Genomic DNA, 20165 nt, shown 5'->3' with positions numbered 1-20165 from the left:
TCTAATCCTTTCTTGATGATGAACCATACATACGGTTAAGTGGATTTTCCCGGAAAAGATTTCCTTGTTCAATGTAGCGGTGCACCATTTTTTCCGATTTGTGACGGGTCTGGCGCATAATGGACAATGCATCCAAATCATGTTGGGCTGCACTGGTGGCAAAGCCCCGTCGCAAGCTATGTCCGGCAAAATCATCCGGATTCATGCCGAGCATGGCCATATATTTTTTTACAATTAGGGCTACGGCCTTGTCAGTAAGCTGGGTGTCCCGTGGTTCAAGATTGCGTTTGAAACCGCGAAACAGAGGGCCGTATTTAATGTTGGCCGCTTCTATCCAGTCCTGTACTGCTGTCACTGGACAAACATGAGGGTCCGGTGCATATGGAACCGCTATTTGACTGCCCCGTCCCAGCTGATCGCCTTTGGATTGGGGGATGAATATTACCATACCCTGCGGAGTAAAGGTAATGTCTTGCATATCAATACCTACCAGCTCCGACCGGCGGAATGCTCCGGCAAAGCCCAGGAAAATAATGGCCTTGTCCCGGATGGATACCAAATCACCGGCATCAAACAAATCAGCCAGCAGAGACATAGTTTCCAGCAAAATAGGTGCCTTGCCGTGCTGAAAGGTTCCCTTTTCCCGGCGGATAGCCCGCATGGCATTAACTACCATACCGTCCTTGGTGGGATTGTTGGATTGAAAGCCGGCGGCAATATGATTTTCCGATATGGCGGTAATGCGTCGTGATACCGTATTAGCATGGGCGTGGTCCGCCAAATCGTTTATGTAATTTACAATGGTTTCTGCCGTGCAGGGGAGTGGTGCCACCTCATGATGGGAGCACCAGTCGGTAAAATCATTCCAATCAGCTGAGTATGATTTCAGGGTGTTATCAGCCTTGGATTTATTCATACGCCGCTTGCTTTTGCTGGTAAGCTTGGCATTTTGGCTTATTTTGTCATTCTTGTATAGATAAAAGTCATCTCTAACATTCATATTCAACCACCTAGCTATATTTTATACACAAAAACAACTCAAATCAATAGGATTGCATACCGTAAAGATTTATATTGGTGTATAATAGTGGATATGTAAACAAGAATGATTGTGTAGATTTTATCGTTAGAGGAAAGGTCTTTGATAATATGACAGCGGATAGTCCGATAGGAGTAATGGATTCGGGTATGGGGGGCATCAGTGTTTTGCGGGAGATAACGGCCCTTTTGCCAAATGAAAACTTTATTTTTTACGGTGATTCAAAAAATGCTCCCTATGGGAGCCGTACTACGGAGGAGATATATCATTTGACCTCCAGGGTGGTGGATGAGCTTTTGGACCGGGGGGTAAAGGCTGTGGTAATTGCCTGTAATACGGCCAGCAGTGCGGCGGGTAAGCGCCTGCGAGAAAAATATCCGTCTTTGCCGATTATTGCTATTGAACCAGCCTTAAAGCCGGCAGTGATTGGTTGTCCCAATGGACGGGTACTGGTTTTGGCTACAGAAGCAACCCTGCGGGAAACGAAGTTTGCTACTCTGATGGATGCCTGGAAGGATCGGGCTGAGATAATAAAAATGCCCCTGCCGGGGCTGCCGGAATTTGTGGAAAGAGGTGAGCTGGACTCACCGGCCCTGCGGGACTTTCTCGCCAGTCATTTCAAGGCGTTGGGTGGAAAGACCGTGGATGGAGTTGTACTGGGATGTACCCATTATCCATTTGTAAAAAAAGTAATCAGTGAACTGTTTGACAATAAAGTGAAAATATATGACGGGGCAGCGGGAACCGCCAGACAGCTTCGCCGGCGGCTTTATTCAAGAAATCTCTTGAATAATTCTGATAAAAAGGGTACTATTACTTGGCTCAACAGCAGCGATGACCCGGCAATGATTGAACTGTCCCAAAAACTTTATGAAATCGAAATTTAATTTGGTTATTGTAATACTATTCCCAATATCAAGCCAGCTACGCCACTGCCAAACAGCAGGGGAATCAGGCTGACCTTCTTTTTTAGCGCCCAAAAGGAGAGAATTAACACGATGATACCGGTAATATCATAGTCATACAGGTTTTCCGGCAGGGATTCGGTGTTCCACACAGAAAGGTAAATAAAGCTCAGCCCGGCTACGCAAATCAGGGCAACAACCGCCGGCCGCAGTCCGTTTAATACCCCTTTTATCCCACTTATTTCGCCATATTTTCTTAGTAGATAGGTTATGGTGAGGCAGAGGATGAAGGATGGGGTAACGAAGCCTGCTGTGGCCACTATTGCACCAGGCAGACCGGCTATTTTGGTTCCGGTAAAGGTTGCGGCATTGATGCCGATTGGTCCTGGTGTCATTTGGGATATGGTAAAAATATCAACGAATTCCGTCAGGGTGAGCCAATGATAATTTTCCACCACAGCCGCCTGTATCCACGGCAGGGATGCATAACCGCCGCCGACACAGAAAATACCTATTTTACAAAATTCCCAGTATAGCTGAATCAATAATTCCATAATGACCTCCTTAATTGTACTTCGGATCCCTTAGCAGCAACAGGCCGAGCAGGGCATCCACCAAGACACAGTACATGAGATTGACATTAAAGAACAGGGCAGCGATAAAGGTTCCCACACATATCAGTATAGGAATAAGCTGTTTTTTATTGGTGAGTTTTTTCACGAGGTTAATTGCCACATTGATGATAACTGCTGTGGCACCACATTGCATACCCTTTAACAGCATTTGCACATAATAGTTGTGGGCAAATAAATCATAGAAAAAAGCAATAATTGTCATGGTAATAAGAGGCGGTAATACTGTAGCCAGAGTTGTAACAAGGGTTCCAGCCAATCCGGCCATTCGATGACCCAGCATAATGGAGGCATTTACGGCCATAACTCCCGGCAGAGATTGGGCGATAGCGGCGATATCCAAGGTTTCCTTGTCGTTTATCCAGCCGTATTCATCCACAAATTTGGTTTTTAACTGTGGAATAATAACCATACCACCGCCCACGGTAAAAGCACTTATGAGAAAGGTAGATTTGAACAATATCCAATAAAAGTGGCCGGTGCCAGGCTCTATATCCAACTTTTGAATGGCTTCATCCAGCTTTTCAGTATCCATAGATGTACTCCTTATGATAAAATAAATATAAGGTAATTATGTCATTGCCCACATGTAAATGCAAGTAAAATGAGACTTACCCAGTTGGAGCTTTAAATTCCAACTTAATGCAGTCGAATTTTACACAAAAAAGAGACCCCTTGGAGATTAGGGGCCTCTTACGGAGAAGGAATGATAATGGGATTTATCAAAGTATTTTTCGGGCAACCATCAAATGGAGAGGTTTGACAGCTGCATACTTTGACCCGAGTATAGAAGATAGTATCTTCTATAATGTGAATATATAATAGCATTGAATTATTAAATGAGAATTAAAATATAATTAAATTTCACCAAAACATAATAAATAATTCTGGCGGAAAGGATTTTGAATATGAACAGTATGAAGCTTTGTCTGGTAATTGTACTTATTTTTTGGCTGATTTCCGAATTTGCCCCGGCTGATATTTCGGCTGTTACCAGTATGGTGGGCATTGGAGTAGCCGTGGTAGCAGTTATTATGTTTAACCGTCATCAAAACTCAGATAAAAAAACTGATGGGGACAACGATGAGGATGAAGATGATGAGCTGATTGAAGATAAGTAGAATCAGCAGAAATAAATGGCATTACTGGTTGAAAAATGCTATAGTATACAAAGTATTTTGAATGAAGCGTTGAAAGGTCGTGTTAAGGCTATAATGGAAGATAAAGGTATGAAAAGGGGATTGAAAAACCGCCATTTACAGTTAATATCCTTGGGTGGGGTAATTAGCAGCGGATATTTCCTTGGCACAGGTTATATTCTGCAACAGGCTGGCCCGGCATCAGTTCTGTCCTATTTATTGGGGGGAGCTATTGTGCTGTGTGTTATGCTTTGTTTGGCAGAGTTGGCTGTGGCTGAACCTATAGCGGGGTCATTCGTAACTTACGCTCGAAAGTATATCAATCCAACCTGGGCCTGTGGAGTGGGTTGGACTTATTGGATAACCTGGGTTACCTATGTGCCGGCTGAAATGATTGCAGCGGGCATAATTATGAATAATTTTGTTCCGGAAATCAGTCAGCTATGGTGGGCTATCTTTTTTTGCCTGCTGGTCACATTGGTAAATCTGTTTCAGGTGGATAAATTTGGTGAGAGTGAATTTTGGTTGGCCATTATAAAGATAATCGCCCTTATTGCCTTCAGTATTGTGGGCATTATGATTATTGTGGGCCTTGTGGGGGATCAGGGCTTTATTGGAACAACTCTGCTATTAGGCAGTGGTGGTTTTGCCCCTAATGGTTATTGGGCAATTATTTTGACCATGACCATTATTCTGGTAAACTTTCAGGGGACAGAAATCATTGGGCTGGCCGCCGGTGAGTGTGAAGACCCCGCCAAAAGTATTCCTTTGGCTGTAAGAAATGTTACATGGCGTATTATCGCATTATATATTATTCCGATTTCTATTTTGGTTTCCATTTTGCCATGGGAACAGGCTGGTTTGGATGAAAGTGTGTTTGCAGTGGCACTGGCCAACTATGGTTTTGATAAGTTTGCGGCTTGCTTCAGCTTTGTAATTTTGACCGCGGCGCTTTCCTGTGTTAATTCCGGTCTTTATGGTACCAGCCGCGCCATGTATTCATTGGCATCCATTGGTATGGCACCAAAGATTTTTGCCAAAATAAATGACAAGGGGATACCGCAAAATTCAGTAATTGTCACTATTATAACCTGCTGGTTTATCATTCTTTTGTACAGCTTTGATTCCAGTGATATGGCTTATACATATTTGTTATCCTTGTCCGGATTTACCGGTGCTATTGCCTGGATTTCTATCTGCTGGAGCCAGTATAATTTTCGTAAGCACTGTATTGCCAGAAATTCCGAGGATAAACTAAAATATAAAACGCCATTCTTTCCCTTTGTTACCCTGTTTGGTATTTGGGCTCAGGTAATCTGCATGGTGGTTATTGCCTCTACTCCGGATTTACGGGAAACAATATATCTGGGGGTTGTCAGTCTGTTAATCCCGATGGCTTTGTTTAAAATTGGCAATCATAAACGACAAAAACGGAAAAAGGAACGCTTGGGAGCATTGCGCTCGGCCGAATAAGAAAACACGCCAGCAGCCCTTTTCAGTGTAAAGCTGAAAGGGGCTTTCTATTGATATGTTGAAAATAATTGTGTACACTGTAGATTAGAATGTTTTGACCGATGAGTTTTTGGGGTATTTTTAACAAAGTAAGGGGGGCTAATAATGCACATTGTAGAAGTTGTTAAAAAGAGTTTATTGTTGATGTGTGTTCTGATGGTGTCAATGGTGGGACTGGCCAGTGCTGCGGACAGTCCAACAAACTATATTTCCGTAGACGGCTATGGTGAGGTTACGGCCACGCCGGATAGAGCCAATATTAACATTGGTATTGTGTCCAATGCCAAGACCGCGAAACAGGCTCAGCAGGATAATGCCGCCGCTGCCAATGCGGTAAAAGCAGCTCTGCAGGATTTGGGCATCGATCCGTCTGATATGAAGACCAGTCACTATAATTTTCGGCCGGTATACAGTCAGGAAAAAAATAAGACAAACAAGGTTATTGGTTATACAGCGTCCTGTTCCCTTGAGGTAGTGGTCAATGATATTTCCCAAACGGGTCTTGTTATAGATCGGGCCTTGAATAACGGTGCCAATCGGGTAAATAATTTGAACTTTGATTTAAAGGAACCGGAAGTGTATAGCAAGGAAGCACTGCGGGTTGCACTGCGGGATGCCCGGGCCAAGGCGGACATCATTGCCGATGAACTTGGGATAAAAATCAAGGGGATAAAGCTGGTAACGGAAAGTGTTGGAAGCGTTGAACCACGGGCTGATATGACATTAGCCAAGATGGCCAGTGCCGGCGCGATGGATAATGAAGCACCCGAGCCTACCCCTATTGAGGCTGGTACTATTGAACTGGGTGCAACAGTTCATGTAGACTATATTATTGAGTAATGGAGCGTTTTGGATGAAAAAGCCACGATTGGCGGCAATAGAATATATTAGGGGAATTTCCATGCTGGGGGTTGTGGGTATCCATATTGGGGCGGCCTATCTGGGCCAGCATACTACACCGGATGCCATTGCCAATCCCCATATTGTTGCGTTATTGGAAATTTTCACCCGTTTTAGTGTACCGATTTTTTTCTTTATCTCGGCCTTTGGACTGTTCTACAATCTGGATTTGTCCCAGCCGTTTGTATACAAGGATTTTTTGAAGCGCCGTTACAAGGCAGTGGTGGTTCCCTATGTGGTATGGTCCTTGTTTTATATAGTACATTACTGTATTTTGTGGCAGGACCCGGGGCCACTAAATCCTATTACAATATTGTATGATTTATTCTTTGGCCTGGCCAATTATCAGCTTTATTTTATGGTACTGCTCATATGGTTTTATCTGATGATGCCAATGTGGGTATGGGCGGTGAAACGGCTGGATAATGTTAAGCTGGTCTGGCTGTTGGTTGCCCAGATAGCAATAAATTATCTTCTTTGCTTTATTTGGAACCCGTATACAATTGAAAATCCGATTCTTAACCGGTTTGCCATTTATCATTTGAATTATTGGGTAATACACTATGTGTTTATATTCCTGCTGGGGGGCTATTTGGCGGTACATATGAATGGCTTTATGGAGTTTATGGCCAAATACCGCAGCGGAATAGTGGTATTTTTCTGGCTGACAGTGGCGGCGCATCTGGGCTATTACTATTATCTGTTGAGCGTTCGGGGCTATACACCACTGGAGGGAGTGGCTACGGCCCATCAGCTGGCACCTACCGGGATAATTTATACCTTGGGAGCCAGTCTGTTTTTCTTCACTATTTTTACCCTTTGGCAGCTGCCGGATTTCTTACGGCCGGTTTTGGCCCTTTTGGGCAAGCATTCCTATTTTATGTATTTGGCTCATCCGTTGGCCCTGACTTATTTTGGGTTTCTGTTTGATGGTCTGGGGCTGCGGCTTACCGTGTCAATGACTGTGTTGTTTTACTGCCTGGCGGTGGGGGCTACCTTGCTGTTGGCCATGCTGATGCGTCGGCTAGGTGAGGTGATACCGGTTATAAATAAGGCCACTATTGGAGTATATCCAAAAAAATAAACGGAGGAGATTATGGAGCCGATTTATATTGCTATTGTATTGTTGTTAATAATCATAGGCCTTTTGATTGCCTTGATGATGAAAAAACCAGATAATTCTCGGGCTGAGCAGGTGCTGTGGAATATGCAGAAGGCCTTGGGGGATGGCCAGCAGATGACCAAGGAGGATATTTGCCGCAATATTTCCCAGATGGATGATGCAAATATTAAGGCGTTGAATGAGATTAAATCAGTGGTTGGCGATGGCCTTGGAGCGGTGCGGACGGAAACCGAAAAGGGCATTACCACTATCCGCAGTGAATTGGATAAAAATCTCAAGGAAATCAAAGGCGTTGTGGATGAGCAGCTGCAGACAGCACTGGAAAAACGGATTTCAGCTTCGTTTAAAACGGTCAGCAGTCAGCTGGAGCAGGTATATAAAGGGCTGGGGGAAATGCAGGCTCTGGCGGCCGATGTGGGCAGCTTGAAGCAGGTATTGTCCGGCGTTAAGACCAGAGGCGTATTGGGAGAGTACCAGTTAAAAAATATTCTTGTGGATATTTTGACCTCGGAGCAGTATGAGGAAAATGTGGAAACCGTCCCAGGCAGCAATAAACGGGTGGAATTTGCCATTAAGCTGCCGGGACTGGAGGGCGAGGTGGTTTATCTGCCAATTGATGCCAAATTCCCGATGGATTCCTACAGTCATCTGTTGGAGGCCCAGTCATCCGGGGATAAAGGCTTGATTGAGCAGGCCAAAAAGGAGCTGGAAAATCGGCTGGACAGCGAAGCCAAGGATATTGCCACCAAGTATCTGGCGCCGCCCCATACTACCAGTTTCGCGTTAATGTTTCTGCCAGTGGAAGGTCTGTATGCCCATGCAGTAGACAATGGTATGGTTGAACGGTTGCAGCATAAATACAAGGTAAATATTGCCGGTCCAAGCACTATGGCTGCTACATTAAACAGCCTGCAGATGGGCTTTAGAACTTTGGCCATTCAGCAACGCTCCAATGAGGTATGGAAGACCTTGGGAGAAGTAAAAAGTGAATTTATGGTGTACAGCGAGGCCGTTGAAAAGTTACATAAGCAGCTGGGACAGGTGACCAGTAAATTCGATTCTCTGGTAGGTACCCGTACCAATATGATGATGCGAAAGCTGAAGGATGTGGAAGCTTTACCGGTGGATGTTGAAGAAGAATAATATTTAAAGGCAAAAAAATACTGTAGCTTGATGGAATTATCAGGCTACAGTATTTTTGGTTTTACTTCAAGCTATTCAGCTTGGCGGCAATTTCTTCCGGTGATGCATCGGTGCCGATTGGCGTGATAATAGGCTGTTCGCCCATATAAACAGTACTGTTTTCTACAGTGGCGGTGATGTTTTTGTTGTCGTGGCAGGCACGGGCCAGGTTGCCGGCTACATAGTAAGCACGGATTTTCCCAGTCATATCACCGTAAGCGGAAGGAGCAATAAATTCCTTGTCGTTGACATATACGGCACTGTCTTTGACATCCACTATTCCGTTGCTGTATTCTTTGATTTTTTTGATGTAGTTATTGAGCCGTTCATCGTGGGAAGGATGGTCGGAAACGGAGAAAATATCACCGGTCATCCGGTCCTTTTGACCACTGTATTTATCTATTACCCGTTGCCAAACCGCAGCACAGGCTCCCAGATTGTAGTCGGAATCCGACATATAATTGAATGCGTAGTTATCTGCTTCCCATTCATTAGGTTTGGTGATATGCACCTTTTCCGTGTAGTCAGCGATAAGTGCAGTAACCGCCGTACCAACGGTGTTGGTATTGGAGGCAATGGCTGTGGCAATCAGGGTTACTGGAATGCTTTTTTTAAAGCCTTTTGCTACATGGTCCTTCTGTCCATGGGCCATTTCGTGGCCAAGGACTACTGCTACTTCATCATCGGTTTTCAGCAGATCAAAAATACCGGTATTAACGGTCATAACATGTCCTAAGGAGCAGGCTGCGTTAAAATCGTTGCTTGGATTGATAAAGTACAGATATGGTTTGTCATTGATGGATGGGTCGCTGACGGCAATAGCATTGTGCAGATTGCCCATAATGCCATCCAGACGGTTGTTTAGATATGGGTCGTCATTTACTCCCTGTTTATTCTTCATACTTTGATACAAATCCTGACGACCTTCCTCGGTGTTGTTCAGTCTATCAAATTCCTTGTTGTACTGTACCATTTGATAGCCGGCAACTCCTACATTGAGAACCGTTGATATCCAATTGGCATCAGCCTGGGATGGAACAGCGGAAAAAGAGAAGGCAGCACAAGCAAACATAAATGATTAAAATATCTTTAGAGATAAGAAAAAAGCGGAAGATGGTATTTTTGTCATATTTTTTGTTAAGTGATATAATATAGAAGTTGATTTATAAGGTTGGACAAAGTGTGTTTTGTTCTTTGGAGGCGAATATGAAAATAGACGGGTTAAATAAAACAGACTGGCTGATGATGGTGCTTATTGCCGTTATTTTGTACGATACGGATTACAGCAATTTGCAGGCGATTGACTATGTGCTGCTGGTCAGCGTGACAGCCTGGCTGATTATGCTTGGTATACGACTGTATGTAGTAAATGTTAAGAATAAGCGTTAGGCAGGTAACGACTATGTTAAAAAATTTATTACGCAATGCCTTTTTACTGATTGTGGCTTTGACCATGCTGTTGGCCGGATGTGGAAATACGGCCGGCAATACTGCTGCAGTGGATAGTGGCACCAATATAGACAGTCAGCTTATAATAAAGGCTATCGATGTGGACCAGGGGGATGCTTATCTCATTCAGACCGGTGCACAGGTGATTCTTATTGATACCGGTGATGATAAATACCGTGATGGTGAACATAAGGGGGAAAACAATAATAAGTTGTTTGAAGCCTTGGACCGGGAGGGGATAACCCATATTAACAAGCTGATTGTCACCCATGCCCATGCTGATCATATGGGGTGTGCTGCCAAGGTAATGAAAAAATATGATGTGGATGAATACATTTATAATGGTATTCCTTCTGCATCAGCTCATTTTCGCAACGCGCTGAAAACAGCCAAAGCCCGTGGGGTTGATCAGACTACCGTTCAGGCTGGTGATGTGCTGGATTTTGGCAAAGGGGTTTTGTTCAGGGTACTGAGTCCGTCGCCACAGCTGGTGGATAAGGATACGAAAGCGTTGAATACCGGCGGAAAAGTAAATGTGAACAATGAATCCATTGTGGGAATTCTATCATTTGGGAACTTTACCATGATGTTTACCGGTGATGCTGAAAAAGATATTGAAAAGGAACTTCTTGAAAAATACGGTGACGGGTTGGCCTGCAAGGTATACAAGACGCCTCATCATGGCAGCCATACATCATCATCCTTTCAATTCGTGAAGGCGGTTCATCCGGAGTGGGGAATAATATCCTGCGGCAAGGGAAACTCTTATGGGCATCCTCACAAGGAAGTCCGTAATTTATTCAAGAGATATAATATAAAATATCTTACGACAGCTGAAAGTGGTACGATTACCATTATAAGCGATGGTAATACATATTCGGTGACAGGAGAACAATAAGATGATTTCAGCATATGTTGACAGAATCGAAGAAAATCTGGCGGTGATTTTACTGGGGGAGAATGAGGATTATCAGATAGAAATTCCCAGTAATTTGTTGCCGGAGGATTTAGCTGAAGGCAGTTATATCAATATTGAAATTTCCATTGATAAGAAAAAGACTCAGGATGCTTTGAAAGAAGCTATGGAGTTAATGGGAAAGTGATTTGGGAGCGATTTTTTTGAAGGGAATACTATGTAGGTTGTTCATCGTGGTCTGTTGTGCCATAGGCTTTTGGGGAATGAATTTTGGTTCCTGTCAGGCGGCACCCAGCCACAAAGTGGAGAGTTTTCACTATAAAAGCTATAAAGACGGGGATAGGGACTGGCTGAAAATTGAAATAGGACTTAGCCGTGATAATCTGGAATACGAGGTGTCGGATAATCCGGACAAACCCAATCAGCTACTGGTGCTGATGAAAAATACCAAGCCAGGGGAGATAAAGAAAAATATCGGTCTTGACCGTAAAATAGCCCGATATATGACCGTAAGAGAAAAGAATAAAAATGATTTACAGATTATGATTGCCACAGATGGGGATTTGGCAACGCATGAATACAAGGTTTACACTGTTGAAAAGGACAAGAAAACCAGAAAGCCGTATCGATTGGTGATTGAGATTGCCGGGGATGAAGGCAAGCCAGTGGATACCAAGCCGGTACCTGATATACCGGAGGATGAATTGATGGACAGTGTGGCCGGGCATACTATTGTGCTGGATCCTGGTCACGGTGGTACTGATAATGGAGCTAGTGGTCCTAGTCTGTTGAGGGAAAAGGATGTTACTTTGAGTATTTCTTTGGAAGCTGCCCGAATTCTGCGGGAAAATGGCGCCAGAGTGCTTATGACCCGTTTTACGGATGTGGATGTATTTGGCCCAGTTGCCACCGATAAGCAGGAATTGCAGGCCAGAGTGGATGTAGCCCGTCGGGATCCATCGGTGGAAATGTTTGTCAGCGTACATTGCAATGCTTTTACGAATTCGGAAGCCAATGGTACCGGTACATATTTTTATCCTCATTCCTCTCGGGATGCTATGCTGGCCCAGTATATTCAAAATGAAATGGTACATAGTACAGGCCTGCGGGACCGTGGCATAACCAGCGCCCGTTTTTATGTGCTGAGAAATTCCCGGGTGCCGGCCACTTTGGTGGAAACGGCGTTTATTACCAATCCTTATGAGGAAAGTATGTTGGCAAATGTGCGATGCCAGTACACTATGGCCAAAGCTATTTGCCGGGGCATAAATAATTATTTCCGTGATACATTGAGATAATGGAGGTAAACTGAATGAAAATCACCAAAATCCTGATTAGTATGTTGCTGTTGGTGGCAGTTTTTATGATATCAGGCTGTAATAATACCGATGTAACCAAGCAGGATAAACCGTCCGCCGGAGTTACTACCAATACTGATAAACCGGCAGATGATACGCTGGAAATCAAGGTTTACTTCCCGAATAACGATGCCAGCAAGCTGGTGGCCGAGAAAAAGAAGGTAAAGCTCAAGGGGGCCACGAAATATCGGGCTGCTATGGATGCCCTGTTGGCCGGGACGGATGACCGTAAGCTGACCACTGTTATTCCGAAGGATGCCAAGGTGCTGGGGGTAACCGTGACCGGGGATACAGCCAAGGTGGACTTTAATAAGGCAATGGTTGATAAGTTATCCGGTGGATCCACTGGTGAAGAGATGCTGGTAGGATCGATTGTTAATACCCTTACTGAATTTCCGGAGATAAAAAAAGTCCAGATTGTCATTGAGGGGCGCAAGGTGGAAACCCTGAAAGGGCATATGGATACCAGCCAGCCTATTACCAGGATGGAAGAATTGCTTAAATAATTGAATAATGTGTTCTTTGGTGTTAGAATATCAATGAATTGAATATACTCACTGGGGGAACCTTTGGCTGAGAGGCAGTATTTACTGCCGACCCTTTGAACCTGTTGGGATAATACCTGCGTAGGGAAGTGAAAAGATGCTTTGGGCATTTGAAAACCATTTCTGTACGCAGGGATGGTTTTATTTTTTGGGAGGAAAGAAAATGGCAACACAGATGCAAAAGGCAAGAGAAGGAAAAATCACTGATGAAATGAAGCTGGCCGCCGCCAGAGAGCAGATGGACCCGGATAGGTTGCGGGAATTGATTGCCTCCGGCCGGGTGGCACTTTGTACCAATATCAATCATAATAACCTAAAGCCATGTGCAGTGGGGGAAGGTCTTTCCGTAAAGGTAAATGCTAATATTGGTACTTCCAGTACCTTTCCTGATCCGGCTCCGGAGCTGTTAAAGCTGGCTGAAGCAGTAAAATGCGGAGCGGATGCCGTTATGGATTTATCCACCGGAGATAATATTGATGAATCCAGACGGCAGATTATTGCCCATTCACCTGTTATGGTTGGAACTGTGCCAATTTATCAGGCTACGGTACGGGCGATAAAGGAACATGGTGCTGTGGTGGAAATGACGGATGAGGATATGCTTCATTCCATTGAACAGCAGGCCAAGGATGGGGCCGATTTTATGACCATGCACTGCGGTGTTACCCTTTCAGCCATTGAAAAAATGCGGCGGCAGGGCCGGAAAATGGATATTGTCAGTCGGGGTGGTTCCTTTATTGCAGGCTGGATGCTGCACAATGAAAAAGAAAATCCATTTTTCACTCATTATGATGATATTTTGGATATTTGTGAGAAATACGATGTCACCATCAGTTTAGGTGATGGGATGCGACCAGGCTGTATAAATGATGCCACTGACCGGGCCCAGATAACGGAGCTGATTACTTTGGGAGAGCTGGTAGACCGGGCTTGGTCCAGAGGAGTGCAGGTTATGGTGGAAGGACCGGGTCATGTGCCGTATGATCAGATTGCTGCCAATATGAAGCTGGAGAAGCGCCTATGCCGTAACGCACCATTTTATGTGTTGGGGCCATTGGTAACGGATATTGCACCGGGGTATGATCATATTACTGCTGCAATAGGTGGCACCTTGGCGGCGGTAAGTGGGGCTGATTTCCTGTGTTATGTTACTCCGTCTGAACATTTGGCCTTGCCAACCATTGATGATGTGCATACCGGGGTAATTACCTCCCGGATTGCCGCCCATGCTGCTGATATTGTTCGTGGGGTGCCAGGGGCCAGGGAATGGGATAACAGGATGGCGGAGGCCAGGAAAAATCTTGATTGGGAGGAACAGCTCAAGCTGGCCATTGATCCCGATCTGGCCCGGAAGGTTCGGGGGGAGCGGAACCCCGCGGATGAAGGGGCCTGCTCCATGTGTGGAGACTATTGTGCTGTAGAGATTGTAAACAAGTATTTTAACAAGGCAAAATGTCCGTTTGAGGATTAAAATAAGAGGTGCAGGTCATTTAGGCCTGCACTTGTTGTATAAGACTATTTGTTTATATTTTTCCAAATAAAAGGATTTTATATCAAAAACATCGAAATAGAAAATATATTGGAAAAATTTAATTTGGGGGGTATATCTTATGGGGCTTATTAAAGCAGCAATGGGTGCCGCAGGCGGTACACTGGCGGATCAATGGAAGGAATTTATATACTGTGAAAGTATTCCGGCCGATCTATTGGTAGTCAAGGGACAAAAGCGTACCAGCAGCCAGGGACGCAGTTCCAACACATCCGCCGAGGATAATGTTATTTCCAACGGCTCTGTTATTGCGGTAAACACCGGACAGTGCATGATTATTGTTGAACAGGGCAAGGTTGTGGATATTTGTGCTGAACCAGGTGAGTACAAATATGATACTTCCCTGCAGCCATCCATATTTACCGGTGATTTGGGGTCAAATGTCAAAGCGATATTTGGTGAAATCGGCAAGAGATTTACCTTTGGCGGCGATCCGGGGAAGGATCAGCGGGTATATTTTGTGAACACCAAGGAAATCATTGGTAACAAGTATGGGACTCCAAGCCCTATTCCTTTTGATACCTATGATAAACGCAGCGGTCTTAGTATGACCGTATCCTTGCGGTGCTTTGGTGAGTACAGTTATCGGATTACCAATCCTATTCTGTTTTATACAAATGTTTGTGCCAATATAACAGATTCCTATCCGCGGGAGCAGATAGACAGCCAAATGAAGAGTGAGCTTATGACCAAGCTGCAGCCAGCTTTGGCCAGATTGTCTGAGCAGGAAATCAAATATAGCAGCATTCCGGCTCATGTGGATGAATTGGCTGATATCTTAAATGACCTGCTCAGCAAAAAGTGGGGGGAGCTTAGAGGTATTGAAATTGTCTCCTTCGGTGTGAGCAGCGTAAAGGCCAGCGACGAAGATGAAGAAAAAATCAAGGATTATCAGCGTTATGCCAGCATGGGCAATGCCCAGATGGCCGGTCTGCAAATGGCTGGAGCTACGGCTGACAGTATGAAAATGGCTGCCAGCAACGAAGGCGGGGCCGGAGCTATGGGTGCCTTTATGGGTATGGGCATGGCCGGTGGTATTGGCGGTGGTCAGGCAGCGCAGATGATGCAGGTAGGAGCAATGCAGCAGGCCCAGCAACAGCCTCAGCAAGCTCCGCCACAGCAGGCAGCACCGGCGGCTGCCGCCAGCGGTAACTCTTGGAAATGTTCCTGTGGTGCGGAAAACACTGGCAAATTCTGTGTAAATTGTGGCAGTAAAAAGCCAGAGGCTCAAGGCTGGACCTGTAGCTGTGGTGCAGTAAACCAAGGCAAGTTCTGTCCGCAGTGTGGTGCCAAGAAGCCAGCTGATGCACCGCTTTACAAGTGTGATAAGTGTGGTTGGGTACCGGAGGACCCACATAATCCGCCGAAGTTCTGCCCGGAATGCGGTGATGCATTTGATGACAACGACATTCAGTAATAGGATTGGGGGATAAATATGGCCGATACCTCTGTAAATTATAAATGTCCCAGCTGTAGTGCGCCCCTTGCGTATACTCCGGGCAGCGGCAGCAAAATAAAATGTGAATTCTGTGAATCGGAATTTACAGTTGATGAGTTGGAACAGTACTATGCCGCCAAGGAAGCATCGGCGGCAGCAGCACAAAAGACCAAGGATACCAAGATTGAAAAAAAGGAAGCCGAGCTGATTGAAGCCGGTGGCCAGTGGGGTTCGGACGAAATTGCCATGTTAAAGGCCATGGTATGCTCCTCCTGTGGGGCAGAAATTGTCTGTGATAATAATACTTTGGCCACTGAGTGTGTTTATTGTGGCAACCCGGTAATGGTACCGGGGCGGTACGAAAGTCAGCTTCGGCCAGATACGGTTATTCCATTCCAGACCACTAAAGCTGACGCCAAAAAAGCATTTTCGGATTATCATAAAGGTAAGTGGTTGCTTCCAAGCAATTTTGCCTCCCAGTCCCGTGTGGAAGCTATTCAGGGGATGTATGTACCGTATTGGCTGTTTAATCAGTCTGTTGAGGCTGATGGTGAATTCGAAGCAACCAATTCCCGGTATTACACGGATGGTGATTATGATGTAACGGAAACTGACCATTACCGGGTTACCCGGGGCGGTACTATGGACTTTGTCAATGTGCCGGTGGATGGCAGTGTGAAGATGGATGATACCTGGATGGAAAGTATTGAACCGTTTAATTATTCACAACTGGTGCCATTTAATACCAGCTATATGGCCGGGTTCCTGGCTGACCGATACGATGTTACGGCCGAAGAAGCACTTCCAAATGCGGAAAGCCGTATCAAAGAATCAACGGAAAGCGTGCTATATAATTCAGTAGACGGCTATGACACCTGCAGTACAACAGCATTTCATATGGATAAGCTAAACGGTGATGTGCAGTACGCTATGGCTCCGGTTTGGATTTTAACTACCAGATATCAGGATAAGCCATTTACCTTTGTTATGAATGGGCAGACCGGCAAGCTGGTGGGGGAACTGCCAGTGGATGAAAATAAGGCCAAGATGTATGGCGCGGCAGCATGGCTTATAACCTTGCCAATAACTTATTTCATTTGTAAGTGGATTGTTTTGATTATTACGGAAGCAATGATGGATTGAGGAGGGGCAGGAAAATGAGAAAATTACTTACTGTTTTTATGTCCCTGCTATTGATGCTGGCTTTGACCGTACCGGTTATGGCTGGTGCTGATAGTTTCCCGGCAGGGAATTTGCTGGCTCAGACAACCACCAATCAAAAAGATCCCAAAGCTATCGGTCAGATAAAATTGCCGGCTGATTTGGGCATGGTTAGCTTGTTTGATATGGAAAATCTGTTAAAACCGGATCAGCAGCAGGCATTGATGCGAAAGCTCGTTACTATTGAGCAGAAGTACAATGTCCGGGTAGTGGTTATGACTGTGCCCAAGGATGCCCAAACTGGTTCTGAATCAGGTATCAAGAAATTTGCCGATGAAACCCTTAACCGGAATTATCGGGATGAAGCCAATAATAACGGCAGCATTATGATGGTAGTTTGCCCGAGTGCCAGAAAATGGGCTGTTACTACCGATAATAATATGCGGGAGCGTATAACGGACGAAAATGGTTTTCCGGCTATTCGTGATAGCTTTATGAGTGATTTGAAGGATAATGATTATAACGGTGCCTTCAATGCGTACGCTGACAAGGTGGATGAGCTTCTGGCCTATTATGAGAAAGAAGGAGAACCATGGGATCCGGCCAATGAGTTCAGTTTCCTGGGGCTTATCCTTGGTGCCCTGATTTCCGCTGGTATTGCCTATCTGTTTGTCAGTCACCTGCGGGGTAATATGAGTAATGTTCGGCATGTCAGTGAAGCTAATGAATATCTGAACCGGGATTCGGTTAATATTTCCCGGCAATCAGATGTATTTCTTCATACTACCAGAACTGTAACCAAGCGAGCCAAGAGTGATAACAGCAGCTCCAGCTCCGGCAGATCCAGTAGTAATGGTGGCGGTTCCGGTAGCTACTAGGTTGCTGGGTAATTTGAATTTTAAGTGACTGACCCGTTCAGTCACTTTTTCTTTACCCTATGCTAACGGGTGCTAAGGCTCCACCTTTCATGTGGTAACTTTACAGGACAAGTCGGTGATAATGATGCAGATAGCAGGAAAAAATGTTTATATTTATGGTGTAAATGAGCAGTCGGCGCCTCTGATTATTCTAAACACTTTTCAGGGGAACGGTAAAGAAATATACGAAAAAGGTCGAAGGTGGACGGATAAGCCCTTTAGACTTGCAGTAATAGGTGACATTGAGTGGAATAGGGAAATGTCTCCTTGGGAATGTATGCCAGTTTTTAAGGGGGAGAAACCATTTCAGGCCGGGGCAGACATTTATCTTGCCCAACTGACCGGAGAAATCATCCCTGCTATAAAGCGGGAAATTTCAGCTGAGCCGAAAACCTTAATAATTGCCGGTTATTCCTTGGCAGGTTTGTTTGCTCTGTACAGCTTATACCGGACGGATATGTTTCAGGGAGCTGTCAGTGCCTCCGGGTCTCTTTGGTTCCCAAATTTTGCCGAATATGTAATGGATAATCCTTTTGCCCAAAAGCCGGAAAAAGTGTATTTGTCCTTGGGGAATAAGGAAAAGAATGTCAAAAATAAGTTGATGATGCAAGTGGAAAACCGGACTAGGGCTATTTTAAACCACTACCAGCAACAAGGGATTGATACAGTGTTTGAGCTTAACCCCGGCAACCATTTTCGCGATGTAGATGATAGAATTGCCAAGGGTATCGTTTGGATATTGAAATAAAAGTAGAGGCACATTGACTTTTTTAGCTAATGTGCCTCTGTTTTTGCAGGATTTTCAGATTGTTTGACGAAGTAGTTAAAAGTTATAAGTTATATAATTTTATTTATTTTTGTGCAAATCAGGTGGTTGACAGGAAGTTGGTCCGCCGGCTGCGGCCAAATTATCCAATTCATCCCAAGACAATTCCCGTTTTTTGTCCCGCAATTCGTGAAGGTGAGCTTTAAGGCTGTCCTTGACTTTGCTGAGCTTGGAGAAATCTATATCTTGTAAATCATGTTCGATACGCATATTCGTTCCCTCCTATCTGTTTTATTTATTCTAACAAAATATACGATTAGGTGGGTGTAGTATTACATATTTTTTTACAAATTTTTAAAATGGTTTGGAGTAAATTATGAAGAATTATTTCTACCTTGGTGTAGGTATTATAATAACAATTATTGTGGCACTACTTGTATACGGTGTCTATCTTAATCATCGGGGAGAAAATGAAATCGCCCAGCGGATGGAAAATCTCCGGTTACCTTTGCGAGGGTCTGTGGTACAGCAGCGTACCATCAGGCCTATGTTAGAACTGGAACTGGTAAACCTTTACAGTGATGATATGACTGATGTAATAGCCAGGGAAAATGGCCGGGTTGTACAGATATATGTGGAAAAGCACAGTAATGTATCGGCTGGACAGACAATTATGCAGTTGATTGATGAAGATATTCCATTAAAACTGAAGCAGATTGACAGTGATATTCTGGATGCGGAAGCTCAGGTGCTGAAAACAAAAAATTCTTATAATCGTTACAAGCAGTTGATGGATTATAATGCAATTTCCGCGGAACGGTATGATGAGGCTGAAGCTGCCTATACAGCTGCCCAGGCAAAGCTGGCCCGCTATCAGGCTGAACGGGAACAGCTGGTTTTGCGTCAGTCCAGGCAGATGGTAACCTCCTCGATTGCCGGCGAGGTGCTTCGATTGTACCAGAGTGAGGGGGCCTATGTCAGTGCCGGTACACCGGTAGCTCTGGTGGGAGATTTTTCCAAGTTGTATTTTACGGCACCGGTAGTTGATGAACATGCGCGACGCATGGCAATTGGCCGGCCTATAGAAGTAAGTATTGCCGGTGGGGCCGTCTCTGTATTGGGAGGTGAGGCTCTGCCTAAATCTTATGGAGCAAATTATTCGGTAGGAAATCTGGGCGCAGATCAAGTATTTTCGGCCACGATAATGAAAATTACCCCGGCACTGAATGAACCGGCGTCAGTAAGGCAGATAGTTTGGCAGATAGATAATCGGGTGGGGCTGTTGGAGCCGGGTGCATATCGGAAAATGAGGTTGCATTCCAGCATTACCCGTCGGGTATTGACGATACCTATATCCTGCTTCACGGATGAAAGTCATGATCGGGTAGCCGTTTTGGAAGCCGATGGACGGTTGGGCTTTAGGGATGTAGAAACTGGTATAACTGACGGTACTTATATAGAAATAATTAAAGGGCTGCAGGAAGGCGATATCGTCATTACATCAGATACTGAAGGCTTGACCGTAGGTACGGAAATTGATGTAGATTTGGATGATGGTTAAAAATATTTAAACAATTTGTAATAGTTGGATTGTGAAATCGTATGTATAGTCAAGAAAGCAGAAATGCAAGATG

At 44.7% G+C, this 20165-nt stretch carries 22 protein-coding genes and 1 riboswitch; of the genes, 17 read left to right on the top strand and 5 right to left on the bottom strand.

The genetic code is table 11. The features are described from left to right. Position 1 precedes the first annotated feature (1 nt). Positions 2–1000 (bottom strand): site-specific integrase, encoded by a 999-nt coding sequence (locus tag QZV24_RS04850; RefSeq protein ID WP_294520906.1) that lies wholly within the window; start codon positions 998–1000, stop codon positions 2–4. Between the two features lie 149 nt (positions 1001–1149). Between QZV24_RS04850 and murI the strand changes: the two genes are divergently transcribed. After that, complete coding sequence (murI, locus tag QZV24_RS04845) at positions 1150–1926, top strand: glutamate racemase (RefSeq protein ID WP_294520903.1); 777 nt, start codon at positions 1150–1152, stop codon at positions 1924–1926. A 5-nt stretch (positions 1927–1931) separates the two neighbouring features. Here murI and QZV24_RS04840 read toward each other — a convergent pair whose 3' ends face one another. After that, positions 1932–2498 carry a chromate transporter gene (locus QZV24_RS04840; protein WP_294520901.1) on the bottom strand — a complete coding sequence of 189 codons (567 nt, stop codon included), beginning with the start codon at positions 2496–2498 and terminating at the stop codon, positions 1932–1934. Positions 2499–2508: 10 nt separating this feature from the next. After that, entirely contained in the window at positions 2509–3111 is a 603-nt protein-coding gene (locus tag QZV24_RS04835) for a chromate transporter (protein WP_294520898.1), read from the bottom strand. Positions 3112–3478: 367 nt separating this feature from the next. Between QZV24_RS04835 and QZV24_RS04830 the strand changes: the two genes are divergently transcribed. The 5 genes from QZV24_RS04830 (at position 3479) to rmuC (ending at position 8393) form a co-directional block, all read left to right on the top strand. Continuing rightward, positions 3479–3697, top strand: a complete 219-nt coding sequence (locus QZV24_RS04830) for a hypothetical protein (RefSeq protein WP_294520897.1) — start codon at positions 3479–3481, stop codon at positions 3695–3697. Between the two features lie 108 nt (positions 3698–3805). Next, a complete protein-coding gene (locus QZV24_RS04825; protein WP_294520959.1) occupies positions 3806–5188 on the top strand; it encodes an amino acid permease in 1383 nt (460 codons plus the stop codon). A 144-nt stretch (positions 5189–5332) separates the two neighbouring features. Then, positions 5333–6067 (top strand): SIMPL domain-containing protein, encoded by a 735-nt coding sequence (locus QZV24_RS04820; RefSeq protein ID WP_294520894.1) that lies wholly within the window; start codon positions 5333–5335, stop codon positions 6065–6067. A gap of 13 nt (positions 6068–6080) precedes the next feature. Continuing rightward, the gene (locus tag QZV24_RS04815) at positions 6081–7211 is read left to right on the top strand and encodes an acyltransferase (protein WP_294520892.1); all 1131 of its coding nucleotides are present in this window, start codon (positions 6081–6083) and stop codon (positions 7209–7211) included. Positions 7212–7223: 12 nt separating this feature from the next. Further along, positions 7224–8393 (top strand): DNA recombination protein RmuC, encoded by a 1170-nt coding sequence (rmuC, locus tag QZV24_RS04810; RefSeq protein ID WP_294520890.1) that lies wholly within the window; start codon positions 7224–7226, stop codon positions 8391–8393. A 61-nt stretch (positions 8394–8454) separates the two neighbouring features. On the opposite strand, the gene QZV24_RS04805 is transcribed toward rmuC, so the two are convergent. Next, complete coding sequence (locus QZV24_RS04805) at positions 8455–9504, bottom strand: M48 family metallopeptidase (protein WP_294520887.1); 1050 nt, start codon at positions 9502–9504, stop codon at positions 8455–8457. Between the two features lie 134 nt (positions 9505–9638). Between QZV24_RS04805 and QZV24_RS04800 the strand changes: the two genes are divergently transcribed. From QZV24_RS04800 to QZV24_RS04755, 10 genes are all read left to right on the top strand, one after another. Further along, positions 9639–9821, top strand: coding sequence for a hypothetical protein (locus QZV24_RS04800; RefSeq protein ID WP_290657050.1), 183 nt, complete (start codon positions 9639–9641; stop codon positions 9819–9821). A 13-nt stretch (positions 9822–9834) separates the two neighbouring features. Next, a complete protein-coding gene (locus QZV24_RS04795) occupies positions 9835–10779 on the top strand; it encodes a ComEC/Rec2 family competence protein (protein WP_294520884.1) in 945 nt (314 codons plus the stop codon). A gap of 1 nt (position 10780) precedes the next feature. Next, positions 10781–10984: a DUF3006 domain-containing protein gene (locus tag QZV24_RS04790; RefSeq protein WP_294520881.1), complete on the top strand. Its 204-nt coding sequence runs from the start codon at positions 10781–10783 to the stop codon at positions 10982–10984. 16 nt (positions 10985–11000) lie between these two features. Continuing rightward, positions 11001–12095, top strand: coding sequence for an N-acetylmuramoyl-L-alanine amidase (locus tag QZV24_RS04785; RefSeq protein WP_294520878.1), 1095 nt, complete (start codon positions 11001–11003; stop codon positions 12093–12095). A 14-nt stretch (positions 12096–12109) separates the two neighbouring features. Continuing rightward, positions 12110–12661 carry a GerMN domain-containing protein gene (locus QZV24_RS04780; protein ID WP_294520875.1) on the top strand — a complete coding sequence of 184 codons (552 nt, stop codon included), beginning with the start codon at positions 12110–12112 and terminating at the stop codon, positions 12659–12661. 43 nt (positions 12662–12704) lie between these two features. Next, a riboswitch (TPP riboswitch) is annotated at positions 12705–12805 on the top strand. A gap of 58 nt (positions 12806–12863) precedes the next feature. After that, positions 12864–14171, top strand: coding sequence for a phosphomethylpyrimidine synthase ThiC (gene thiC / locus QZV24_RS04775; RefSeq protein WP_294520872.1), 1308 nt, complete (start codon positions 12864–12866; stop codon positions 14169–14171). A gap of 139 nt (positions 14172–14310) precedes the next feature. Continuing rightward, a complete protein-coding gene (locus QZV24_RS04770; RefSeq protein WP_294520869.1) occupies positions 14311–15666 on the top strand; it encodes an SPFH domain-containing protein in 1356 nt (451 codons plus the stop codon). Between the two features lie 18 nt (positions 15667–15684). Next, positions 15685–16830, top strand: coding sequence for a zinc finger domain-containing protein (locus QZV24_RS04765; protein ID WP_294520867.1), 1146 nt, complete (start codon positions 15685–15687; stop codon positions 16828–16830). A 14-nt stretch (positions 16831–16844) separates the two neighbouring features. Next, positions 16845–17726 carry a YgcG family protein gene (locus QZV24_RS04760; RefSeq protein ID WP_294520864.1) on the top strand — a complete coding sequence of 294 codons (882 nt, stop codon included), beginning with the start codon at positions 16845–16847 and terminating at the stop codon, positions 17724–17726. 91 nt (positions 17727–17817) lie between these two features. Further along, the gene (locus QZV24_RS04755) at positions 17818–18513 is read left to right on the top strand and encodes an alpha/beta hydrolase (RefSeq protein ID WP_294520861.1); all 696 of its coding nucleotides are present in this window, start codon (positions 17818–17820) and stop codon (positions 18511–18513) included. 99 nt (positions 18514–18612) lie between these two features. On the opposite strand, the gene QZV24_RS04750 is transcribed toward QZV24_RS04755, so the two are convergent. Continuing rightward, positions 18613–18801: a hypothetical protein gene (locus QZV24_RS04750; protein ID WP_294520858.1), complete on the bottom strand. Its 189-nt coding sequence runs from the start codon at positions 18799–18801 to the stop codon at positions 18613–18615. A gap of 106 nt (positions 18802–18907) precedes the next feature. On the opposite strand from QZV24_RS04750, the gene QZV24_RS04745 reads away from it, so the two are divergent. Then, positions 18908–20092 carry an efflux RND transporter periplasmic adaptor subunit gene (locus QZV24_RS04745; protein WP_294520855.1) on the top strand — a complete coding sequence of 395 codons (1185 nt, stop codon included), beginning with the start codon at positions 18908–18910 and terminating at the stop codon, positions 20090–20092. Positions 20093–20165 lie beyond the last annotated feature (73 nt).

The sequence above is a fragment of the uncultured Anaerovibrio sp. genome (genome assembly GCA_902786545.1).
Lineage (GTDB): Bacteria > Bacillota > Negativicutes > Selenomonadales > Selenomonadaceae > Anaerovibrio.
Note: the sequence above shows the minus strand (reverse complement) of the source record. Positions and strands in the feature narration are given on the sequence as shown.

Bases quoted from the DNA above. Each gene is read 5' to 3' on its own strand.
- QZV24_RS04840 (WP_294520901.1), bottom strand. From the start codon at position 2,498: ATGGAATTATTGATTCAGCTATACTGGGAATTTTGTAAAATAGGTATT.
- QZV24_RS04835 (WP_294520898.1), bottom strand. From the start codon at position 3,111: ATGGATACTGAAAAGCTGGATGAAGCCATTCAAAAGTTGGATATAGAG.
- QZV24_RS04770 (WP_294520869.1), top strand. From the start codon at position 14,311: ATGGGGCTTATTAAAGCAGCAATGGGTGCCGCAGGCGGTACACTGGCG.
- thiC (WP_294520872.1), top strand. From the start codon at position 12,864: ATGGCAACACAGATGCAAAAGGCAAGAGAAGGAAAAATCACTGATGAA.
- QZV24_RS04850 (WP_294520906.1), bottom strand. From the start codon at position 1,000: ATGAATGTTAGAGATGACTTTTATCTATACAAGAATGACAAAATAAGC.
- QZV24_RS04815 (WP_294520892.1), top strand. From the start codon at position 6,081: ATGAAAAAGCCACGATTGGCGGCAATAGAATATATTAGGGGAATTTCC.
- rmuC (WP_294520890.1), top strand. From the start codon at position 7,224: ATGGAGCCGATTTATATTGCTATTGTATTGTTGTTAATAATCATAGGC.
- QZV24_RS04765 (WP_294520867.1), top strand. From the start codon at position 15,685: ATGGCCGATACCTCTGTAAATTATAAATGTCCCAGCTGTAGTGCGCCC.
- QZV24_RS04760 (WP_294520864.1), top strand. From the start codon at position 16,845: ATGAGAAAATTACTTACTGTTTTTATGTCCCTGCTATTGATGCTGGCT.
- QZV24_RS04750 (WP_294520858.1), bottom strand. From the start codon at position 18,801: ATGCGTATCGAACATGATTTACAAGATATAGATTTCTCCAAGCTCAGC.
- QZV24_RS04795 (WP_294520884.1), top strand. From the start codon at position 9,835: ATGTTAAAAAATTTATTACGCAATGCCTTTTTACTGATTGTGGCTTTG.
- QZV24_RS04790 (WP_294520881.1), top strand. From the start codon at position 10,781: ATGATTTCAGCATATGTTGACAGAATCGAAGAAAATCTGGCGGTGATT.
- murI (WP_294520903.1), top strand. From the start codon at position 1,150: ATGACAGCGGATAGTCCGATAGGAGTAATGGATTCGGGTATGGGGGGC.
- QZV24_RS04800 (WP_290657050.1), top strand. From the start codon at position 9,639: ATGAAAATAGACGGGTTAAATAAAACAGACTGGCTGATGATGGTGCTT.
- QZV24_RS04805 (WP_294520887.1), bottom strand. From the start codon at position 9,504: ATGTTTGCTTGTGCTGCCTTCTCTTTTTCCGCTGTTCCATCCCAGGCT.
- QZV24_RS04820 (WP_294520894.1), top strand. From the start codon at position 5,333: ATGCACATTGTAGAAGTTGTTAAAAAGAGTTTATTGTTGATGTGTGTT.
- QZV24_RS04780 (WP_294520875.1), top strand. From the start codon at position 12,110: ATGAAAATCACCAAAATCCTGATTAGTATGTTGCTGTTGGTGGCAGTT.
- QZV24_RS04825 (WP_294520959.1), top strand. From the start codon at position 3,806: ATGAAAAGGGGATTGAAAAACCGCCATTTACAGTTAATATCCTTGGGT.
- QZV24_RS04745 (WP_294520855.1), top strand. From the start codon at position 18,908: ATGAAGAATTATTTCTACCTTGGTGTAGGTATTATAATAACAATTATT.